Below are 20509 nucleotides of genomic sequence, written 5' to 3'. Positions count from 1 at the left end.
TGAAAGGAACGACCATGTCCCGGATGATTTTCGTCAACCTGCCCGTCGCCGACCTCGCGCGGTCGCGCGCATTCCTTGAAGCGCTCGGCGCCGTGAACGAGCCGCGCTTCACCGACGAGACCGCCGCCTGCATGACGCTGTCCGAGAGCATCCATGTCATGCTCTTGACGCACGACAAGTTTAGGCATTTCACGCCGCGGCCGATCGCTGACGCAACTGCGGGGTCCGAGGTATTGCTGTGCCTGTCGTCAGATAGCCGTGAAAGCGTCGACTCGACGGTAGAACAAGCTGTAGCGGCTGGCGGCGCTGCTGATCCGTCGCCCAAACAGGACTATGGGGTGATGTACGGACGTAGCGTTGCCGACCCCGATGGTCACATCTGGGAAATCATGTGGATGGACCCCGCCGCCGCCGCGCAAGGCGCGAGCGCTGTCCATGACGCCATTGCAACCGCGCTTTAAGGGAGGGCTCTCAAGATGCCGATCAGTCCCAATGCCGACATCGAGATCACCGCGTTCCGCTGGGTCCCCGAGTTCGCCCAGGGTGTCGTCCGCGACCTCCGCGCCCGCTGGGCGCTCGAGGAAGCCGGCCTCGACTATAAGGTCCAGCTGCTCGACCAGCAGCGCCCGCCTGAATATCTGAAGGAGCAGCCGTTCGACCAGGTCCCGATCCTTCGCCACGGCGACCTCCAGATCTTCGAGAGCGGCGCGATCGTCCAATATATCGGCGAGAAAAGCGAGGCGCTGCTGCCGCGCGATTCCAAGGGCCGTTTCCGCGCGATCCAGTGGACCTACGCCGCGCTCAACAGCGTCGAGCCGGCGATCCTCAACCTGCTTCTCATCGACGTATTCTACAATGGCGAGGAATGGGCGAAGCTGCGCCGTCCGGACGCCGAGGATTTCGCCAGGCTGAAGCTCAAGCGCCTGTCCGCATGGCTCGGCGACAAGACGTGGCTGGAGGGTGACCGCTTCACCATCGGCGACCTGGTCATGACGACGACTCTGCGCTTCCTGCGCCACTGCGGCCTCGTCGCGGAGTTCCCCAATCTCGTCGAGTTCCTCAAGCGCGCCGAGGCCCGCCCCGCATTTCAGCAAGCCTTGTCCGATCAGCTCGCGACGTTCCGCGAGCACCAACCCGAGGGAGTTGCAGCATGACCTACTTCGAAGGATTCATCGCGCCGGTGCCGGAAGCGAACCGCGACGCTTATGTGAAGCATGCGAGCGAATTCGCTTCGCTTTCGCCCGAGTTCGGAATCGGACGGCATTTCGAAGCGTGGGACGACGACGTCCCCGAAGGCAAGGTCACCGACTTCCACAAAGCTGTCGATGCCAGGCCGGACGAGAAGGCGGTGCTCGCGTTCTTCGAATATCCGAACCGGCAGGCGCGCGACGCCGCGAACGAGAAGTTCATGAGCGACCCGCGCATGGCGGACATGGGCAAGAACATGCCGTTCGACGGCAAGCGCATGATCATGGGCGGGTTCGAGGCCATCGTCGAAGAAGGCTCGGGCGGCGGCAGCTACACCGACGGCTTCGTCGTGCCAGTCCCTGAAGCGAACCGCGATGCCTATCGCGAGCTCGCTTCGAAAATGGCCAAGGTGTTCCGTCAGAACGGTGCGACTCGCGTCGTGGAAGCTTTCTCCGATGACGTGTCGAAAGGCGAAGTCACCGACTTCTATCGCGCGGTGAAGGCCGAGGACGGCGAAGGCGTGGTCTTCTCGTTCATCGAATGGCCGGACAAGGCCACGCGTGACGATGCGTGGAAGGCAATCATGTCCGACGAGAGCCTCAAGCCCGAAGGCATGCCCTTCGACGGCAAGCGCATGTTCTGGGGCGGCTTCGAGAAGATCGTCGACACCGCCGACGCTCGGACGCCCATCAACGCCTGACTCGCCGACACATTTTTAGAAACGAGGAGATCGAACCATGACTGACGTTCGGGACGCTGCAACCACGACCTCGACCAATGACAACGGGCCGAATCCACCGGGCGACTACATCTGGTACGAGCTGATCACGCCCGATCCGGTCGCAGCCAAGGCGTTCTACGACGCGGTCGTCGGCTGGACCATCGAGCCCCAGCCGTCGGGCGAGATGGATTATCGGATGATCGGCCGAAGCGACGGCAGAATGGCCGGCGGCGTGATGCGGCTGACCGGCGAGATGGTGTCGCACGGCGCGCGCCCGATCTGGCTCGGCTATCTCAACGTCGACGACGTCGACGCGACCGTTGCATCGATCGAGCAGGCTGGCGGCAAGGTGCTTTTGGCAGCGTTCGATATTCCGAATGTCGGCCGCATCGCGATGGTCGCCGATCCCCAGGGTGCGCCGTTCTATGTAATGAAGCCGATTCCGCCCGCCGGGCAGGAAAAGCAGGCGAGCGACGTCTTCTCGGTCGACAAGCCGCAGCATGTTCGATGGAACGAACTCGCGACCACCGACCCCGACGGCGCCATCGCCTTCTATCGCGACCAGTTCGGCTGGAGCCAGGAGGGCGACATGGACATGGGCGAGATGGGCAAATACCGCTTCATCCAGAGCCACGGCACGAACATCGGCGCCGTCATGCCCAAGCCGCCGCAGCTGCCGGTCACCAAATGGACCTATTACATCGGCGTCGATGACATCGACCGCGCCGCCGAGGCGGTGAAGTCCGGCGGCGGGCAGGTGGTCAACGGACCGATGGAGATCCCCGGCGGCGAGTTCGCGGCGAACGCGATCGACCCTCAGGGCGCCTCGTTCGGCCTCGTCGGCCCGCGCAAGTAGGCGGCGAGATGAAAACCGCCGCAATCCTGGTCGCGAGGCTGATCTTCGCATTCGTCTTCGGCATGGCCGCCGCGTTCAAGTCGCCCTGATGGGCATGGACGCGACGGCCGCTCAGATCGCAGGAGCGGGCTTCCCCTTCCCGCTCCTGCTGGCCTGGGTCGCGGCGTTCTTCGAGGTTGCGCTGGCGCTCGCGTTCCTGACCGGCCTGTACTTCACCGAGGCCGCGATCGTGGCGATTGCCTACGTGCTGTTTCTCGGCGTGTCGTTTCACGGCCCGGACCGGTGGAGCAACAACCCGATGGAGTTCGGGTTCTTCATAGATCACTTCACCTTCATTGCCGGCCTGTTGTTCGCCGCCGTCCACGGCCCCGGCAACACGCTCGTCCTTCACGCCAAACGCAATTCTAGGAGGAAATAATGACCAGCAAACTCACGACCTGCCTGTGGTTCGACAAGGGCGAAGCCCGCAAGGCCGCCGAATTCTACGCCTCGGTCTTCCCGGACACCCATGTCGGCAAGCCTCATTCGGCGTCATCGGACTTTCCCGGCGGCGAACAGGGCGACGAGCTGACCGTCGACTTCGCCGTCCTCGGCCAATCGTTCGTCGGCCTCAACGGCGGCCCCAACTTCAAACCCAATGAGGCGGTGAGCTTCATGGTCGTCACCGAAGATCAGGCGGAGACCGACCGCTACTGGAACGCGATCACGCAGAACGGCGGCGAGGAAAGCATGTGCGGCTGGTGCAAGGACAAGTGGGGCTTCTCGTGGCAGATCACTCCGCGCGTGCTTCTCGAAGCCATGGACAATCCCGACCGCGCCGCTGCCAAGCGCGCGTTCCAGGCGATGATGGACATGCGCAAGATCGACGTCGCGACGATCGAAGCCGCGCTCGCCGGCGAACCCGCCGATGCGTAAGCTGACCGGCGCCGTCTTCCTGTCGCTGGACGGCGTCATGCAGGCGCCGGGCGGGCCCGAGGAGGACCCGTCCGACGGCTTCAAGTTCGGCGGCTGGGTTCAGCCCTTCTGGGACGAGCACATGGGGCCGTTCGAGCAGATCATCGGCGGCGACTACGACCTGCTGCTGGGCAAGCGGACCTACGACATCTTCGCCGCTTACTGGCCCTACAACCAGGACAATCCGATCGGGGAGAAATTCCAGCGCATCAACAAATATGTGCTGACCCATTCGGATGCGCCGCTGGACTGGGACAATAGCCACAGGCTGTCGGGCAACGGCGTCGACGCCGTCGCAGAGCTCAAGCGAAGCGAAGGGCGCGACTTGCTCATCCAGGGCAGCAGCACGCTCTATGTGCCGCTGCTGGCCGCCGGGCTCATCGACCGGCTGGTGCTGATGACCTTCCCGGTGCTGCTGGGCGAGGGCAAGCGCATCTTCGACGGGTCCGCGGGGCCGGGCGCGTTGAAGCTTGTCGACCATTTCGTGTCGGGGACGGGCGTGGTCACGACGATCTATGAACCGGCTGGAGAGGTTCCGACCGGCAGCTTCGAGACCAAGCCGCCGAGCGAGGCGGAGCTTGAGCGCCGCGGCAAATGGGCGAAAGAGGAGGCATGAGCCTTCAACTCTTCGCGCACCCTTTCTCGTCCTACTGCCAGAAGGTGCTGATCGCGCTCTACGCCAACGGGACTCCCTTCGAGTACAAGCTGCTCGAGCAGGACCATCCGGAGAATTTCGAGGAGCTGAGGCGTCACTGGCCCTTCGGCAAGTTCCCCATCCTCCTCGACGACGGAGAGCCGATCATCGAAACCACGCCGATCATCGAATATCTCGACGCCCATTATCCGGGCGAGAACCGGTGGATTCCGCCGGGCGAGATGGAGCAGCGAGTCCGCTTCCTCGACCGCTTCTTCGACCTTCACGTGATGGAAAACATGTCCAAGATCTCGACCGATCCGCTTCGGCCGGAAGGCAGCCGTGACCATTACGGCGTGGAGAAAGCGCGCGAGAGCCTCAACGTCGCTTATGACTGGATCGAAGGTCAGCTCGGCGACCCGTGGGCGGTTGGCGACAAATTCACTTTGGCGGACTGCGCAGCTGCGCCGTCGCTTTTCTATGCCGACTGGGTGGAGCCGATCCGGGATCAGCAGCCGCAGCTCGCCGCCTACCGCGCGCGCCTGCTCGCCCACCCCGCAGTCGCCCGCGTGGTCGACGAGGCACGCCCGTATCGTCACTATTTCCCGCTCGGCGCGCCCGACCGCGATTAGGCGAAAGCCGCCGCTTTCCTCAGCAACTGATAGGCCTCGATCACCGCGCCGAGGCGTGCCTCGTGCGAGCGGTCGCCGCCGTTCCGGTCCGGGTGATAGCGCCGCACCAGCTGCGAATAGCGCTTGCGCACGGCATGGCGATCGGCGTCCTCGCCCAGGCCCAGGACCGACAGCGCCTGCCGCTCCGCCTTGCCGAAGCGCGATGTCTGGCCGTCCCGCATGCGGCCGAACCGCGTCGAAATCGCATCGAGCGGGTCCGAAAAATCGCTCCACCGCGGCGGCGGGTCGGCGCCGTTGGCCGCGAACTTGCGGCTCGGCAGGTCCCAGCCGGCCAGCGGGCCTTGCGCCTCGCTGATCTCGTCCGGGCTCATGCCCTCGAAGAAATTATACTTCGTGTTGTGCTCGCGAACATGGTCGAGACAGAGGAAGCGCCAGCTTCCAGGCCCATCGAAATCGGATGGCGCCAGCGGCGCCTTGAACTCGCCCGGCGCGCGGCATCCCGGGACCGCGCAATGCGCCCTCGCCCCTTCGACCCGGCCGTGTAATTTGGACTGACGCGATGCCATCGAACCTCCCTATATAAGGGCGATGAACGCTGCGCACCCCGGCCCGGTCGCAACCGAGATGCTCGAGCGGCTCAACTCGGCGCTTTCGCCGACCCGCATCCAGCTGGTCGACGACAGCGAGCAGCATCGCGGGCACGGCGGCTACAACCCCGCCGGCGAGAGCCATTTCTCACTGACAATCGAGAGCCCCGCCTTCGCCGGCAAGTCCCGCGTTGAGCGCCAGCGCATGGTCTATGCCGCGCTCGGCGACCTCATGCGCGAACGCGTCCACGCCTTGTCGATCAAGGCTTCCGCGCCTGAGGAGGATGCAGCGGGGCCGGCCTGAAGAAGAACATGAGGTAGACCAGCCGACCGTTTTCGGCTGAATCCCCGAAGCCGGGACCGGAGGTGTGCCAGAGCCAAGGCCTCAACAGCACCAGGCGGTTGTACCGCATGGGAACCGTCATCGTGAGTTCCCATTTCGATCGGTCGCCCCCGTCCTTCTCGAGTATCTGATGACCCATTTCCGCCGAGGCCGCGTATCCCAGGGCATTGATTTGCTCGACCTTCCTTGGAACCTCGTCCGTGCCCGTTGGAATATGCCGATAGAATTCGGTGCCCCCACGGCAATCTTCGGGACGGCTGAGATAAAGAATTCCCGACCAGACGCTCGGGTCGACGTGGATTCGTCCGGGCTCGTTGTCGCTCGCGAGCGTTAGCCGGCACTTGGCGTGCGATTGCGGCGGAGTTGGCTCACACAGGCGTTCCCGAACGATGAAAGAAACCTCATCCGCGAGGCTTTCGATCTTGATCCGCTCGATCGAGTTGCGTCCAGGATAAGTCCCGGCATTTTCATATTTGAGGCTGAGCGCCCTTTGCCGGAGCACCTCCGGTTCCGCGAGAAAATCGTCGATGATGATGAGCGACATTGCCATTTCGCTACGAACGTAGCGCGAAGGGTTCGATTCCGCCAAGGCAGTCGCGCCGAACGAGTAAGGGGCGGCGATAAGCGCCGCCCCCACCGGCCGGGCTAGAACTGGAAGCTGACGGAGACTCGGCCGCCCATCGACAGCTTGCTCTGCTGCTCCTCGGCGCTGCCTTCGACCGCGACCGACACCGGGGAACCGCCAGCAATGAAGCGGGCCGCGCCGCGCCAGCCGCTGGTGCGCTGCTCGGGGTCGAGGGTGAACGGATCGCCGGTGCCGAACGAGGCGGTGGTCGAGCCGAGCTTGCCGCTGAGGATTTCGCGGCGCCCGCCTTCGAGCTCGAACCTCATCATCCCCGCCTCGGGGTCGCCACTGAAGTCGTAGCCGACGGCGAGCAGGGCGTTGGCCGCAGTCTCGTCGCTCGACCGCTTGCGCACGGTGAGGTCGAACGCCCCGCCGCCGCCGGTCTCGGTGTAGCCCTTCTCGGTCAGCTTCAGATATTCGATCGAAGCGTGCGGGCGCAGGCTGAACCGTCCCATCCGCATGTCATAGGCGATTCCCGCGCTGCCGGAGTAGAGATCCCCGTTCCACTTGCCCTTGGACGTGCGGTTGATGATCGTGCCGCCGACGGTCGAGGCGAAGTTGCGGGTGCTGTCGAAGTTGACGCGCCCGGCAGTCGCCCGGCCCCACAAGCGGAGCGGCCCGGTGCCGCCGCGGAAATAGACGCCGCCCTCATAATGGTTGCTGAAGAGCTCGGTGCCGCCCTTTTCATCGCTTGCCGTCAGCCAGGTCGCGCTCAGGCCGACGCTGCCCACCTTGCCGATCGGCAGGTCGTAGCCGCCGGTGAAGCCCCACCCACCGATGTTGTAGCTGGCGGTGTCGCGGATCGCTTTGCTCGAGCCCCAGACAACCTGCTGGATCCACAAATTGTTGAGCGGGGTCGGGTCGGCGAGGAAGTCGCCGGACAGGCGCGTGCCCTTGGTCGCCGCCTCGAAGGCGCCGCCGGCATGGTCGGGCATCAGTTGCTGAAGCGTGCTCTTGATCGTGCCGCTGTCGCCCGCGGCGAGGAACACCGCGGCAATCGCATTATCCGCATCCGCAGCATCGAGCGCGGCGCCGAGGATCGCGGCCTCGGACCGGTTGAGGCCAAGCTCGCCACTGCCCTTCAGGTGCACATTGAGCTTGACCGCGGCATTCGCCGCATCGGCCGTCAGCGTGCTGGTGAACAGGAACGGCAAAGTGACGATCGAGCTGGTGAGGTTCTCGAACCCGGTCAGCGTTTCCGCATCGATGATCGTGTAGGTCCCCGACGCGGTGCCGACATGGTCGAGCGTCACCAGGATCTTGGTTCCCGTGCCAAAGGCCGCCGCACCGCTGATATTATACAGCGTGTGGCCGTCCTCGCCGATGGTGACGCCGAGCTGACCGCCCGCGGCCGTGGTCAGCGAGGCGAGATTGACCGCCTCCAGGTTCTTGAGGTCGAGGGTGGAGCCGGTCCCGACGGTCACGGCGGCGCCGGCGCTGTTCAGCAGCGTCCCGCGAAACAGTGATGCCCCGGTCAGGCTAAGAACGTCCGCGCCGCCGCCGAAATCGACCTTGCCGATGACCTTGCCGGCCTGGATGTCGAGCGTGTCGTTGCCGGTACCGAACAGGATGCTGCCGGAGATGAGCGGCGCCGCGCCGCCGCTGGCCGCGGCAATCTGGCGCACGACCGCCCCGGTCGCGGTCGCGCGGACGTCGATCGCCGTCGCGTTATCGCCGATGTCGGCGGCGTTGGTGATGCCGATCTGGCCGTTGTTCTGGATCAGGCCCAGCGTTCCCGAGTGATCGACGATGGCCGCGGCAGTGCCGCTGCTCCCCGAGCGGGTCGCGGCGATCGTGCCGCTGTTGGCGATCACGTTCACGGTTGCTCCAGCGTCGATCACGATCGCCTGAGCCGCCGAGCCGCTGGTCCCCGCGCCGGCCGCGGTGACCGTGCCGTTGACGTGAATCTGCGGGACGGTCGCGCCGGCGCCGATATGAATGCCCGTCGCGTTCGTATCGAGCGAGGTCGCGGCCACACCGCCGGTCACCGTCAGGCCCCCGGTGACGTTTACGGCGTGCCCCATTCCACCGATCGAAAGGCCGGTGCCGCTGACTCCGGCATAGACACCGGCGCCGCCGACCGCTCCTTTGATCACGATTCCCGCGTCCGTCGTCGGAACCAGCGCGATATTGATGTCCTGCGTCGCGGATCCGATCACCATCGCCGGTGCCGCGCCGAAGGTCGTGATCGTAGCTGTGCCGTCAATCAGCGCGCCGCCGCCGACGCTGCCGCCCACGACCAGGGCCGAGCCGCCCTGGAGAAGGTCGTCGGCATCGAGCTTGGAAACGTCGGTCGGCGCCGTCGTGCTGCGGTAGCCGGTGGACGCGATGGTTCCCTGGACGATGAGGACACCGCCAATATCGCCGCCGATCTGGGCGCCGACGGAATTCTGGCCCTGGACGGCAATCGCGTTCGCACTTCCGAAGACGACGTTGCCGGCGACAGCGCCGGTGTGGATGCCAAAGCTGTTGTCGCCGAGGACCGTGATCTTGCCGTTCTGGCTGAGCGACCCAAACAACGTGCTGTCGACCGCGATACCGGCAGACTGATTCCCTTCGATCGTGATCGTGCCGCTATTGGCGATGTTGCCGGTGAACAATCCGCCGCCGAGGACATGGATGCCGAAACGGCCGCTGCCCTGGGCGAATGGCCCGTCGAGATCGCCGTCCGTGTCGGTGTCCGTCGGGGTAAAGTCTTCGTCCAGGGTGATCGTGCCGCTGTTGGTGATGTCGCCGGCAAGGTTGGTGTTGGCGAGAATCCCCGTCGAGCCGTTGGCGCCCTTGATCGCGATCGTGCCTTCATTCTTGACGGTGTTCGAGGAGTCGATCGTAACTGCGGCTCCCCCGCTCGGCTTGACCGAGCCGGTGCTGGTAATGTGAATATCGTTGCCGCCGGTCGAAACCGGGTTGGTGACCGCAGTGCTGATCGTCGTCTCGGCGGCGAGGGCGGGGGCAGAGAGTGCGGAGAGCGTGCCGATGGCGGTCGAAGCGAGAAGAAGGCGCATGTGAAAATCGGTCCCTTGTTGGCGTGCGGGTCCGCGTTCCGCGCGGCATGGGGTGCCGGCAGGCAGCGAAAACGGGTTGTATGGCGAGGGAAGAGCAGCGGCCGCCGCCCTCCGTTAGTCCCCCGAAACAACAGCTAAAGCTCAGTTGAGCCTGAAGCCCAGATGAACGATTGTTAAGCTCCTGTAATGTTTGCGGGAACTCGCGGCGGCTTTCGCCCGGCCCATTGCCGGGCTAAGCGCGCGGCATGGATTCCAACTTCGAAATGACGATCGCGCCGGTCACCCACGACCTCGGCGCGTTCAGGGTTCATCGCACCCTCCCATCGCGCCAGCGAACCATGGTCGGCCCGTTCATCTTCGTAGATGAATTCGGCCCGGCGCGCCTGCCGCCCGGGCAGGGCATGGATGTGCGGCCACACCCCCACATCAACCTCGCGACCGTCACCTATCTGTTCGAGGGAGCGATCGAGCATCGCGACAGCATCGGCTCTCACGCGGTGATCGAGCCCGGGGCGATCAACCTGATGACCGCGGGATCCGGCATCGTCCATTCCGAGCGGTCGCCGGAGGCCGTGCGCGCGGACGGCCCGAGCCTTTACGGCATGCAGACCTGGCTTGCTTTGCCCGACGGCAAGGAAGAGCTCGACCCCGCCTTCGATCATGTCGCCGCGGACGGGCTCCCGGTCGTGGAGGATGGCGGCGCCCGCGCTCGAGTGCTCATGGGAAGCCTGTGGGGCGCCACCGCCGCAACGCCCTGCCACTCACCGACGATCTACGCCGATATCGAGCTTGGAGCCGGATCCGACCTCCCAATCGAGGCCGAAGCCGACGAGCGAGCGGTGATGGTGGTCGGCGGCGAAGCGACTCTCGACGGTGCACGCCTCGAGGCGTTCACTCTCTACGTACTTCGACCAGGCCACCAGGCGCGTCTGTCGAGTGACGGCGGCGGCAGGCTGATGCTGATGGGCGGCGGCGCATTTTCGACGCCGCGCCACGTCTTCTGGAACTTCGTCTCCTCGTCGCGCGACCGGATCAACCAGGCCAAAGAGGATTGGAAGGCGCAGCGCTTCCCCCTGATTCCGGGCGACGACCAGGAGTTCATTCCACTGCCGGAGGTTCCGAAGACGGTGAGCTACCCGTGAGCGCAACCGCTCGTTCGAGATCGCGGTCCGCTGCTCGTCTTGCCGCTGTCCAGGCGCTGTACCAGCAGGAAATGGAGGGCACGCCGGTCGCGCGGCTGCTTAAGGAATTCCACGATCATCGCCTCGGGGCGACCATAGAGGACCAGCGATATCACGATGCCGAGCGCGATTTCTTCGACGACATCGTCAGCGGGGTCGACGCTCGGCGCGTAGAGCTCGACCGCCTGATCGCCGCTCGCCTCGCCGAAGGCTGGTCGCTCGAGCGCCTCGACCGGCCGATGCGGGCGATCCTTCGCGCCGGGGCCTATGAGCTGATCGCGCGCCCGGATGTGCCGGTCGGCTCGGTGATCAGCGAATATGTCGACGTCGCCCACGCCTTCTACGACAAGCGCGAAAGCGGCTTCGTCAATGGCCTGCTCGACGCAATCGCGAAGCAGGCGCGGGCATAAAAGCCCTCCCCCTCGATGGGGGAGGGTTGGGTGGGGGTGGCGTCCGTCGTAAAGCGCGACCGATGAAGTATCGCCCGGCAATCGGCTCAACCACTCGCGCTCGCGAATTGCGCGCGAACATGACCGATGCCGAGCGAGCCATGTGGCGATCGCTTCGTGAGAGCTTTTCCACGGCTCGGTTTCGCCGGCAGGTCCCGATCCGCTCTTTCGTCGCCGATTTCGCCAGCCACCGTGTCCAAATCGTCATTGAGATTGATGGCGGTCAGCACACTCAGGAATCCGATAGACATCGAACCTCGCTGATCGAAGCAGAAGGCTATCAGGTTCTGCGATTTTGGAACAATGATGTGCTTGGCAATCCTGACGGTGTGCACTCGGTTCTTGCCGCGGCCCTGCTCGACCGCCACCCCCACCCCACCCTCCCCCATCAAGGGGGAGGGAAGAAGTGAGAGAAGCCGAGGTCATTGCGCGGCTGCAGGCGATCGCCACCGATCCGGCGGCTCGCCACCTGACCGACGATGTAGCCGTCCTCGACGGTCTGATCATCACCCACGACAGCATTGCCGAAGGCGTTCATTTCCTGCCCTCCGACCCGCCGGCGAGCGTCGGCTGGAAGCTGGTCGCGGTCAATCTGTCGGACCTTGCCGGCAAGGGCGCGACGCCTGCCGGGGCGCTGCTGTCGCTGACGATCTGCGGCGACGACGAGTGGGAAGCCGAGTTCCTGACCGGAATCGAGGCCGCCTGCGAGAGCTATGCGCTACCGTTGATCGGCGGCGACACCATCGCGCTGCCAGCCGGTGCTCCGCGCGTGCTCGGCCTGACCGCGCTTGGGCGCGCGGGCGAACGCGTGCCTCACCGCGCCGACGGCAAGCCAGGCGACCGGCTGTGGCTGGTTGGGACGGTGGGCGATTCGACCGCCGGGCTCGCGCAACTTCATGGGGATCCGCGCGCGACTGGGCCGCTCGTCGACGCCTTCCGCCGACCGATCCCGCAGCTCGGCGCCGGCCAGGTTCTCGCACCGCATGCCCATGCAATGATGGACGTATCTGACGGCTTGCTGCTCGACGCTCTGCGAATGGCCGAAGCGAGCGGCTGCGCGGCGGTCGTCGATCTCGACGTTCTGCCGCTGTCCGCCGACTTTCGCGCCGTCCGCGGCGAATCTCGAGAGGAGCGGCTGTTCGCGGCGACCGGCGGCGACGATTATGCCTTGCTCGGCGCCTTTGACCCCGACTTCGACCCTTCAACGCTTAATTTACCAAAAGGCACGAGAATCACCGCGGTCGGGGCGTTCGAAGCGGGCGACCCCGCGATCCGGCTGATCAGCAATGGTCGGCCGGTCGAGCTGCCGGAGAGGTTGGGCCATGAACATCGCGGGTTATCCTCTGCGCCAATGGCTGATCGGCCTTAGCGGGCTGGTCTCGGGCATGACGCTCGCGCTTCTGATCCACTAGTCGCGGTTCAATTCGCGCGGTTGCAAGCCGCGCAAACCACCCCTAAACACGCGCCGATTTCCGGGCGGCCGCCGTTTCTCCGGCCGCGTCCACCTGCCTGCGAAACAGGGAAAATTGAACCGATGAACGTGCTTTATATTGCAATGGCCTGCGGCCTTATCGCGGTCCTTTATGGGATTTTCACAAGCCGCCAGGTGCTCGCCATGTCGGCCGGCAACCAGCGCATGATCGAGGTCGCGGCCGCGATCCAGGAAGGCGCTGGCGCCTACCTCCGCCGCCAGTACACCGCGATTACCATCGTCGGTGTGATCGTTGCCGCCATCATCTTCTTCTTTCTCGGCGGCCTCAGCGCCGCCGCGTTCGTGCTCGGCGCGATCCTGTCGGGCGCCACCGGGTTCATCGGCATGAACATTTCCGTGCGCGCCAACGTCCGCACCGCCCAAGCCGCTCGTCACAGCCTGCAGAGCGGCCTCACCACGGCGTTCCGTGCCGGCGCGATCACCGGCATGCTCGTCGCCGGGCTGGCCTTGCTCGCGATCACCGGGCTGTTCTTCTACCTGATCGGTCCCGCGGGCTTTGCGCCGAATGACCGCCCGGTCGTCACTGCTTTGACCGCACTCGCGCTCGGTGCATCCCTGGTCTCGATCTTCGCCCGTCTCGGCGGCGGCATCTTCACCAAGGCCGCCGACGTCGGCGCCGATCTCGTCGGCAAGGTCGAGGCCGGAATCCCGGAGGACGATCCGCGCAACCCGGCGGTGATCGCGGATAACGTCGGCGACAATGTCGGCGACTGCGCCGGCATGGCCGCCGATTTGTTCGAGACCTATGTCGTCACCGTCGGCATCACCATGGTGTCGGTCGCGCTGGCGCTCGGCTCATCGCCCCTGCTGCTGCCGTTGATGACCCTCCCGCTGCTGATCGGCGGCGTGTGCATCATCACCTCGATCATCGGCACCTACTTCGTGCGTCTCGGCGCCAAGGGCTCGATCATGGGCGCGCTCTACAAGGGCTTCTGGGTCGCGACGATCGGCGGCGCCATCCTGATTCCCGCGGCCATCTGGTATGCGCTGGGCGGAAACCTCAACCAGACGATCACGACGTCGAGCGGGCTCAGCTTCCCGGCGACGAATATCATCTGGGCCAGCTATGTCGGCCTTGCGGTGACCGCGCTGATCGTCTGGATCACCGAATATTACACCGGCACCAACTACCGCCCGGTGCAGTCGATCGCTCGCGCCAGCCAGACCGGCCACGGCACCAACATCATCCAGGGCCTGGCCATCAGCCTCGAATCGACTGCGCTGCCGACCATCGTCATCATCGTCGGCCTGATCGCCAGCTTCCAGCTCGCGGGCTTCCTCGGCGTCGCCTTCGCCGCGTCGGCGATGCTTGCGCTGGCCGGGATGGTCGTCGCGCTCGACGCCTACGGCCCGGTCACCGACAATGCCGGCGGCATCGCCGAAATGGCCGGTCTCGAGGAGGAAGTGCGGCACAAGACCGATGCCCTCGACGCGGTCGGCAACACGACCAAGGCGGTGACCAAGGGCTACGCGATCGGTTCGGCGGGCCTTGCCGCGCTGGTGCTGTTCGGCGCCTACACCGCCGATCTTCGCGAGTTCGGGGGCTCGATCGGCGTTACGTCCGACCTCGACACCCTGTTCAGCCTGTCGAACCCGTACGTCATCGTCGGCCTGCTCCTCGGCGCGCTGCTGCCGTACCTGTTCGGTGCGATGGGCATGACCGCCGTCGGCCGCGCCGGCGGCGCCGTGGTCGAGGAGGTCCGCCAGCAGTTCCGCGACAATCCCGGCATCATGGATGGCTCGGTGCGGCCCAATTATGCGCGCACCGTCGACCTCGTCACCAAGGCCGCCATCCGCGAGATGATCCTCCCGTCCCTTCTTCCGGTGCTTGCCCCGATCGTCGTCTATTTCGCGATCGGCGCCGTGGCCGGCAAGGAGAACGGGCTCGCCGCGGTCGGCGCTCTGCTGCTCGGCGTGATCGTCTCCGGGCTGTTCGTCGCCATCTCGATGACCAGCGGCGGCGGCGCCTGGGACAATGCAAAGAAGTATATCGAGGACGGCAATTACGGCGGCAAGGGCTCGGAAGCCCACAAGGCCGCGGTGACCGGCGACACGGTCGGCGACCCCTACAAGGACACCGCCGGTCCGGCCGTCAACCCGATGATCAAGATCACCAATATCGTCGCTTTGCTGCTGCTCGCGGCGCTGGCGGGTGGCGCTCACTAGGCCGCTGAATGCGCGCCGCTCCGGTCCGTCCGGAGCGGCCGCATCGCATATCGCAGGCACGCGCGGCGTCGGCGCCTCGGCGCTGACCACGTCGCACTTCCTACTTCTATACGCGGCGATGCTGGTCGCAGCGGCGGGCAACACCGCTCTGCAATCCGTCATGCCGGCGATCGGCCGCTCCATCGGCATCGACGATTTCTGGGTCGCCATCGCCTACACCTGGTCGGCGGTGCTGTGGGTCGCGCTCGCGCCGTATTGGGCCGAAAAAAGCGATCATCACGGCCGCAAGGCGCTGACCATCATGGGCGTCAGCGGCTTCATCGTTTCGATGGTGCTGTGCGGCATCGCCTTATACGCCGGCCTTCACCGGTGGATCGGCGGCGCACTCACCTTCGGCCTGTTTGCGATTCTCCGCGCGATCTACGGCGGTCTCGGCTGCGCGACCCCTTCGGCGACGCAGGCTTACCTGGCTTCAAGGACGCGGCGCAGCGGCCGGGTCGCGGCGCTTTCGGCTTTGTCCTCCTCATTCGGCCTCGGCACGATCATCGGCCCGGCCGTCGCGCCCTTGTTCGTGCTTCCGTTGGTCGGCCTGGCCGGGCCCCTGTTCGCCTTCTCGCTGATCGGTCTGGCGGTCGTCATTTCGATCATCCTGTGGCTGCCCAATGACCGGAAAGGCCGGCGCTCCGGGCATGGTGCCGCCATGAGCTATCCGTCGCTGGCGACGCCGCCGACCGGCGCCAGCGTGCTCGCCGCCACGGCGCCGCGCCGCACTCGTCGGCTCAAGTGGAATGACCAGCGAATCCGCCCGTGGATCATCGCGGGCGTGGTCGCCGGCCATGCCCAGGCCGCGATTCTGACCTGCCTCGGTTTCTTCGTCATCGACCGGCTACGCTTGCCGCCATGGGGCTCGGAGGGGCCGATCTCGATCGTCATGATGGCCGGCGCCGCAGCGACGCTGGGGGCGCAGTGGGGCCTGATCCCGCGGCTCAACCTCCGCCCGCGCGCGCTGATCCTCTGGGGAGCCCTCATCGGCGCCGCCGGCCTGGTCGGGACGATGCTGTCGCACGACCTCTACGGGATCACGCTCGGTTTCGCCCTCGCGTCGGTTGGATTCGGCTTCACCCGGCCGGGCTTCACCGCCGGCGCGTCGCTTGCTGTGCCGTTGTCGGAGCAGGGCGCCGTCGCGGGGGTGATCACCGCCGCCAACGGCATCAGCTATGTGCTGGCGCCGACGGTCGGCATCCTGCTTTACGGCCTCAACCACGATCTGCCGTTCGCCGTCTTCGCGCTGATGTTGCTCGGCCTCGCCTGGTTCGGGCGGGCGCGGCTCGCCGGCTAATCCGGCTTGCCGCCTGCCCGTGGGTGGAGCATGCCCGGAAGGACGAAGCCGATCCCGCCCAGCGGGCGCGTCGCCTCGCTCTTCAGCGTCTCCTGAATGCTCTCATATTCCTCGAGCATCTCGGGCGTCACCGATGCCCGGGTCTCGGTCATGGCGGCATCGAAGTCGGCCATGGTGACGGTGGCCGAATCGAGCCCGCGGCGGAGCGCGGTCAGCCCGGCCCGGCGGACAAGGTCCTCGAGGTCGGCGCCGGTGAACCGTTCGCTCCGCTTCGCCAAAGCATCGAGATCGACGTCCTTCCCCAGCGGCATGTTGCGAGTATGGATCGCCAAGATTCGGCGTCGTCCAGCCACATCCGGGGTGCCGACGTAAATCAAATCGTCGAACCGGCCCGGACGAAGGAGCGCCGGGTCGATCAGCGTCGGCCGGTTGGTCGCTCCGATCACGACGACATTCTGCAGTTCCTCGAGCCCGTCCATCTCCGACAATATGGTGTTGACCACCCGCTCGGTGACTTGCGGCTCGCCAAGACCGCCGCCGCGCGCCGGCACCAGGCTGTCGAGCTCATCGATGAAGATGATCGTCGGCGCCACCTGGCGGGCGCGATTGAACAGCCGCGCGATCTGCTGCTCGCTCTCGCCATACCATTTGCTGAGCAAGTCCGAAGACTTGGTGGCGATGAAGTTCGCCTCGCTCTCCCGCGCCGCCGCCTTGGCCAGTAGCGTCTTGCCGGTGCCCGGCGGGCCGTAGAGGAGGAACCCCTTGGCCGGGCGGATGCCGAGGCGCTTGAACGCTTCGGGATGCTTGAGTGGCAGCTCGACGCCTTCGCGCAGGCGATCGCGCGGCTCGTCGAGCCCGCCGATGTCGTCCCAGCCGACGGTCGGCGCCTCGACCATTACCTCGCGCATCGCCGAGGGTTGCACGCGCTTCAGCGCATTGTCGAAATCGCGCAGCTCGACGGATAGCGCATCGAGGATTTCGGTCGGGATCACGTCCTCGGAGAGGTTGATCTTGGGCATGATCCGACGCACCGCCTCCAGCGCGGCTTCGCGGCACAGCGCGGCAAGATCGGCACCGACGAACCCGTAGGTGCGCCGCGCCAAATCATCGAGATTCACGTCCGACCCCAGCGGCATGCCGCGGGTATGGATGCCGAGGATCTCGCGCCGCCCGGGCTGATCGGGGACGCCGACGATGATCTCGCGATCGAGGCGGCCGGGACGGCGAAGCGCCTCATCGATCGCTTCCGGACGATTGGTCGCCGCGATGACCACGGTGTTCTGCCGCGGTTCCATTCCATCAAGCAGAGTGAGCAGCTGGGCGACCAGCCTCTTCTCCGCCTCGCCCGTGACCTGGCCGCGCTTGGGCGCGATCGAATCGATCTCGTCGATGAAGATGATCGAGGGCGCCGACTGCGCGGCCTGCTCGAAGATCTCGCGCAGCCGGCGCTCGCTCTCGCCATAGGCCGAGCCCATGATCTCGGGGCCGGCGATGCTGAAGAACTTGGCCGCGCTTTCGTTGGCGACGGCCCGGGCCAGAAGCGTCTTTCCGGTCCCGGGCGGGCCGTGGAGCAGCACGCCCTTGGGGGGGTCGACCCCCAGGCGCTGGAACAGCTCGGGATGGCGCAGCGGAAGCTCGACCATCTCGCGCAGCGCGTCGATCGTGTCGCGCATGCCGCCCAAGTCATCATAGGTGACGTCGGCGCGGCGCTGGCCATCCTCCGCTTTATATTCGGGAAGCAGCTCGACGATCGTCTTGGCGTCGATATGGACGATGCCCTTGGGCGTCGTTTGCGCGACGACCAACCGAAGCTCCTGGAGCGAGAAGGCGGGCGCATTTAGCAACTGCCTGATATGCTCGGGCATGTCGGCATTGACGCGTTGATGGCCCGCCGTGGCGACCGTGTCGCCCTCGACCAGCGGGCGCCCGGCGAAGGTCCGCTTGAGCGCGTCGGTCGAGCCCTGCAGCCGGATGTTGGCCTGCGCCGGCGCGAACACGACCCGGGTTGCCGCCTTGGATGCCGCCTTGCGCACTTCGACATAATCGGCGGAGCCGACACCGGCGTTGGCGCGCTGCAAGCCGTCGAGCCGAATGATGTCGATGCCTTGGTCCTCGCCATAGGGCGGGATCGCCCGGGCCGCGGTTGCCCGCTTGCCGGTGATCTCGATCACGTCGCCCTCGGCAAGCCCGAGTTCTTGCATCAGCGATTCGGGCAATCGAGCCAGCCCGCGGCCGCTGTCGGCCGGCGGCAGGCTGGCGACCTGGACCTTACGGCTCTTCGCTCGGTCGATGGTGTCTGCTTCAGGCATAAGCTCTCCTGCCCCGGGCCCCTATGAGAGCCTAAAATAGGGAAGGAAAGCGGCGCTACCAGTCGGAAGGTTCCATCGAGCGTCTGTCGGTGGTCACATGCCGCAGCTCGCGGCTTCCATGTACGGCCTGTCCGGGCACCGCAGGAATCCGCGAATAAAGCCAAGCCGCATTGAAGTCTGCCCGGCGACTTTTTCGTATGCGGCAAGCGCGTCCTCGACCTGCTTGCGATCCTTGCGGACAAATCCGAGGTTGGCCGCGACATAAGCCGACCATTCGGCCGCGCTGTCCCGACTGACCGCACTCTCGAAGTGCGGAATGGCTTCCCGTTCACGACCAGACATCGCCAGCGCCTGGCCTACGTGGAAACTGAGCTCGTCGCGCTGCTGAGACGTCATCCGCCCGGCGTCCGCCTTCCGGTAGGCTTGCAGCGTCGCAACCGCGGCATCGACGCAGCCCCGGTCGAGCAAGGATCGCCAGGCGCACGGCGCGCCGCTTGTGTCGAAAGCGTCATAGTCCAGCCCGAAGAGCTCGGAAGCCGGCCTTCCGGGGCACGCTGCGGCGGGCGGGCTGCTCGGCGAGGCCGCCGGCAGAGCAAGGAGGACTGTTAAGCCAAGCAATCCCTTCATCGGCTGGGATCGTGGTCGAAGATCGGCGGGGGTAAAGGTTGAAGGGACGAAGTGATCAGCCGTTAGTCGAAACGGCGCGTCGACGGACGGCGCCTCAGTATTTGATCGATCCCGCTATTTTGCGAGCGATCGGGCGCGGCGCGAAGCGGGTGCTCGCGGCCACCAGCTTGTTCATCCAGCCGGCGACGACCACTGCGCGGTTTCTGTCGAGACCTTTGAGCCCCGCTTCGACGACGTCCTTCGCGTTCATGGCGACGCGATCGAACAGGCCGTTGCCGCCGAACCCGGCGACATCCCCGAACTCGGTCCGCGTCGGCCCGGGGCACAGACAGCTGACCTTGATCCCGTGCGGCTTCAATTCCTCGTGCAGCGCCTCGCTCAGCGACAGCACGAACGCCTTGGTCGCAAAATAGACCGCCATCTTCGGCCCGGGTTGGAAAGCCGCGGTCGAAGCAACGTTGAGGATCGCGCCTGATTTGCGCGCGATCATTCCGGGCGCGACGGAGCGGCACAAATCGGTCAGCGTTCCGACATTGAGGTCGATCATCTGTCGAAGGCGCTCGGCGTCGAGTTCGGCAAATTGTCCGATGAGCCCAAAGCCCGCGTTGTTGACCAGGATGTCGACCTCTTCGCCCGCCGTTTGAATCTCGGCCATGAGCTTTGCGGCAGCGCTCAGTTTCGATAGGTCGATCCCGACGGCGCGTGCGTTGCCGAGCTCCTTCGCCAGCGCGTCGAGCCGATCCGTGCGGCGGGCGGCGAGGACAAGTCGATGCCCGCGCTTCGCCAGGCGCCGGGCAAACTCGATCCCGAGGCCAGCCGACGCGCCGGTGATCAGCGCGACCCTCGTCATTGCGAGCAGCCACAGGCTGCGCGGCAATCCAGTTGCACAAGGCTGGATTGCTTCGCTGCGCTCGCAATGACGATTTCAGTCATTCGCCGGCCTTGTGAGCCGTCGCCTTGAGGATTTTGCCGGGCTCGCGCGGCGGCTCTCCGACCGGGAGCGCGTCGACATATTCCATGCCGCTCTCGACTTCGCCCCAGACGGTATATTGATTGTCGAGGAAGCCGGCGTCGCCGAAGCAGATGAAGAATTGGCTGTTGGCGCTGTCGGGGTTGCTGGTCCGCGCCATCGAGCAGGTCCCGCGCACATGCGGCTCGTCCGAGAATTCGGCCTTGAGGTTGGGCTTGTCGGAACCGCTCGTCCCCGTGCCGGTCGGGTCGCCGCCCTGGGCCATGAAGCCGGGGATGACGCGATGGAAGGCGACACCGTCGTAAAAGCCGCCGTTGGCGAGATCGGTGATCCGCGCGACGTGGCCGGGCGCAAGATCGGGCCGAAGCTTGATGACGACATCGCCGCCGGTCGAAAGGTTGAAGGTCAGGCGGTCGGCGTTGGCCATGGGA

Annotated in this window: 22 protein-coding genes; 15 read left to right on the top strand and 7 right to left on the bottom strand. The window is 65.7% G+C overall.

The genetic code is table 11. The features are described from left to right. Nucleotides 1–14 precede the first annotated feature (14 nt). The 8 genes from N539_RS0102135 (at nt 15) to N539_RS0102100 (ending at nt 4985) form a co-directional block, all read left to right on the top strand. Entirely contained in the window at nt 15–461 is a 447-nt protein-coding gene (locus N539_RS0102135; RefSeq protein WP_028968933.1) for a VOC family protein, read from the top strand. A gap of 15 nt (nt 462–476) precedes the next feature. Further along, nucleotides 477–1154 (top strand): glutathione S-transferase family protein, encoded by a 678-nt coding sequence (locus tag N539_RS0102130; RefSeq protein ID WP_028968932.1) that lies wholly within the window; start codon nt 477–479, stop codon nt 1152–1154. Continuing rightward, nucleotides 1151–1888 carry a DUF1428 domain-containing protein gene (locus N539_RS19155; protein ID WP_028968931.1) on the top strand — a complete coding sequence of 246 codons (738 nt, stop codon included), beginning with the start codon at nt 1151–1153 and terminating at the stop codon, nt 1886–1888. The genes N539_RS0102130 and N539_RS19155 overlap by 4 nt, the downstream gene beginning before the upstream one ends. Before the next feature lie 37 nt (nt 1889–1925). Next, a complete protein-coding gene (locus tag N539_RS0102120; protein ID WP_051531181.1) occupies nt 1926–2765 on the top strand; it encodes a VOC family protein in 840 nt (279 codons plus the stop codon). 88 nt (nt 2766–2853) lie between these two features. After that, entirely contained in the window at nt 2854–3183 is a 330-nt protein-coding gene (locus N539_RS14990) for a DoxX family protein (RefSeq protein ID WP_197018317.1), read from the top strand. Beyond that, nucleotides 3183–3680: a VOC family protein gene (locus tag N539_RS0102110; RefSeq protein WP_028968929.1), complete on the top strand. Its 498-nt coding sequence runs from the start codon at nt 3183–3185 to the stop codon at nt 3678–3680. The genes N539_RS14990 and N539_RS0102110 overlap by 1 nt, the downstream gene beginning before the upstream one ends. Beyond that, nucleotides 3673–4335: a dihydrofolate reductase family protein gene (locus tag N539_RS0102105; RefSeq protein WP_028968928.1), complete on the top strand. Its 663-nt coding sequence runs from the start codon at nt 3673–3675 to the stop codon at nt 4333–4335. Before N539_RS0102110 ends, N539_RS0102105 begins: the two co-directional genes overlap by 8 nt. Then, nucleotides 4332–4985 (top strand): glutathione S-transferase family protein, encoded by a 654-nt coding sequence (locus tag N539_RS0102100; protein ID WP_028968927.1) that lies wholly within the window; start codon nt 4332–4334, stop codon nt 4983–4985. Before N539_RS0102105 ends, N539_RS0102100 begins: the two co-directional genes overlap by 4 nt. Here the strand turns inward: N539_RS0102100 and N539_RS0102095 are convergent. Further along, nucleotides 4982–5551 carry a J domain-containing protein gene (locus N539_RS0102095; protein WP_028968926.1) on the bottom strand — a complete coding sequence of 190 codons (570 nt, stop codon included), beginning with the start codon at nt 5549–5551 and terminating at the stop codon, nt 4982–4984. The two genes, N539_RS0102100 and N539_RS0102095, sit on opposite strands and share 4 nt — an antisense overlap. Before the next feature lie 22 nt (nt 5552–5573). On the opposite strand from N539_RS0102095, the gene N539_RS0102090 reads away from it, so the two are divergent. Further along, nucleotides 5574–5876, top strand: a complete 303-nt coding sequence (locus N539_RS0102090; protein ID WP_028968925.1) for a BolA family protein — start codon at nt 5574–5576, stop codon at nt 5874–5876. Here the strand turns inward: N539_RS0102090 and N539_RS14985 are convergent. Next, nucleotides 5833–6465 (bottom strand): DUF6445 family protein, encoded by a 633-nt coding sequence (locus N539_RS14985; RefSeq protein WP_037551706.1) that lies wholly within the window; start codon nt 6463–6465, stop codon nt 5833–5835. The genes N539_RS0102090 and N539_RS14985 overlap by 44 nt on opposite strands. 95 nt (nt 6466–6560) lie before the next feature. After that, the gene (locus N539_RS0102080) at nt 6561–9545 is read right to left on the bottom strand and encodes an autotransporter outer membrane beta-barrel domain-containing protein (RefSeq protein ID WP_028968924.1); all 2985 of its coding nucleotides are present in this window, start codon (nt 9543–9545) and stop codon (nt 6561–6563) included. A 245-nt stretch (nt 9546–9790) separates the two neighbouring features. Here N539_RS0102080 and N539_RS0102075 point away from each other — a divergent pair, with 245 nt between their 5' ends. From N539_RS0102075 to N539_RS0102050, 6 genes are all read left to right on the top strand, one after another. Beyond that, entirely contained in the window at nt 9791–10687 is an 897-nt protein-coding gene (locus N539_RS0102075) for a pirin family protein (protein ID WP_028968923.1), read from the top strand. Continuing rightward, nucleotides 10684–11136, top strand: a complete 453-nt coding sequence (gene nusB / locus N539_RS0102070) for a transcription antitermination factor NusB (RefSeq protein ID WP_028968922.1) — start codon at nt 10684–10686, stop codon at nt 11134–11136. Before N539_RS0102075 ends, nusB begins: the two co-directional genes overlap by 4 nt. A gap of 62 nt (nt 11137–11198) precedes the next feature. Then, nucleotides 11199–11585, top strand: a complete 387-nt coding sequence (locus N539_RS18065; protein ID WP_081774132.1) for an endonuclease domain-containing protein — start codon at nt 11199–11201, stop codon at nt 11583–11585. Continuing rightward, nucleotides 11582–12544: a thiamine-phosphate kinase gene (thiL, locus tag N539_RS0102060; RefSeq protein WP_028968920.1), complete on the top strand. Its 963-nt coding sequence runs from the start codon at nt 11582–11584 to the stop codon at nt 12542–12544. Before N539_RS18065 ends, thiL begins: the two co-directional genes overlap by 4 nt. A 165-nt stretch (nt 12545–12709) precedes the next feature. Continuing rightward, nucleotides 12710–14833 carry a sodium-translocating pyrophosphatase gene (locus N539_RS0102055; protein WP_028968919.1) on the top strand — a complete coding sequence of 708 codons (2124 nt, stop codon included), beginning with the start codon at nt 12710–12712 and terminating at the stop codon, nt 14831–14833. Further along, complete coding sequence (locus N539_RS0102050; protein ID WP_231462819.1) at nt 14820–16172, top strand: MFS transporter; 1353 nt, start codon at nt 14820–14822, stop codon at nt 16170–16172. The genes N539_RS0102055 and N539_RS0102050 overlap by 14 nt, the downstream gene beginning before the upstream one ends. Here the strand turns inward: N539_RS0102050 and N539_RS0102045 are convergent. The 4 genes from N539_RS0102045 to N539_RS0102030 form a co-directional block, all read right to left on the bottom strand. Further along, entirely contained in the window at nt 16169–18481 is a 2313-nt protein-coding gene (locus N539_RS0102045) for a CDC48 family AAA ATPase (RefSeq protein ID WP_028968917.1), read from the bottom strand. The two genes, N539_RS0102050 and N539_RS0102045, sit on opposite strands and share 4 nt — an antisense overlap. A 93-nt stretch (nt 18482–18574) precedes the next feature. Beyond that, complete coding sequence (locus N539_RS0102040; RefSeq protein WP_156029701.1) at nt 18575–18949, bottom strand: hypothetical protein; 375 nt, start codon at nt 18947–18949, stop codon at nt 18575–18577. Nucleotides 18950–19202: 253 nt separating this feature from the next. Further along, entirely contained in the window at nt 19203–19958 is a 756-nt protein-coding gene (locus tag N539_RS0102035; RefSeq protein WP_028968915.1) for an SDR family NAD(P)-dependent oxidoreductase, read from the bottom strand. 79 nt (nt 19959–20037) lie between these two features. Beyond that, nucleotides 20038–20505 (bottom strand): peptidylprolyl isomerase, encoded by a 468-nt coding sequence (locus N539_RS0102030; protein WP_028968914.1) that lies wholly within the window; start codon nt 20503–20505, stop codon nt 20038–20040. Between the last annotated feature and the right edge of the window lie 4 nt (nt 20506–20509).

This window comes from Sphingomonas sp. URHD0057 (assembly GCF_000620665.1).
In the GTDB taxonomy this organism is placed as follows: domain Bacteria; phylum Pseudomonadota; class Alphaproteobacteria; order Sphingomonadales; family Sphingomonadaceae; genus Sphingomicrobium.
This window is presented reverse-complemented; position numbering and strand designations above follow the sequence as displayed.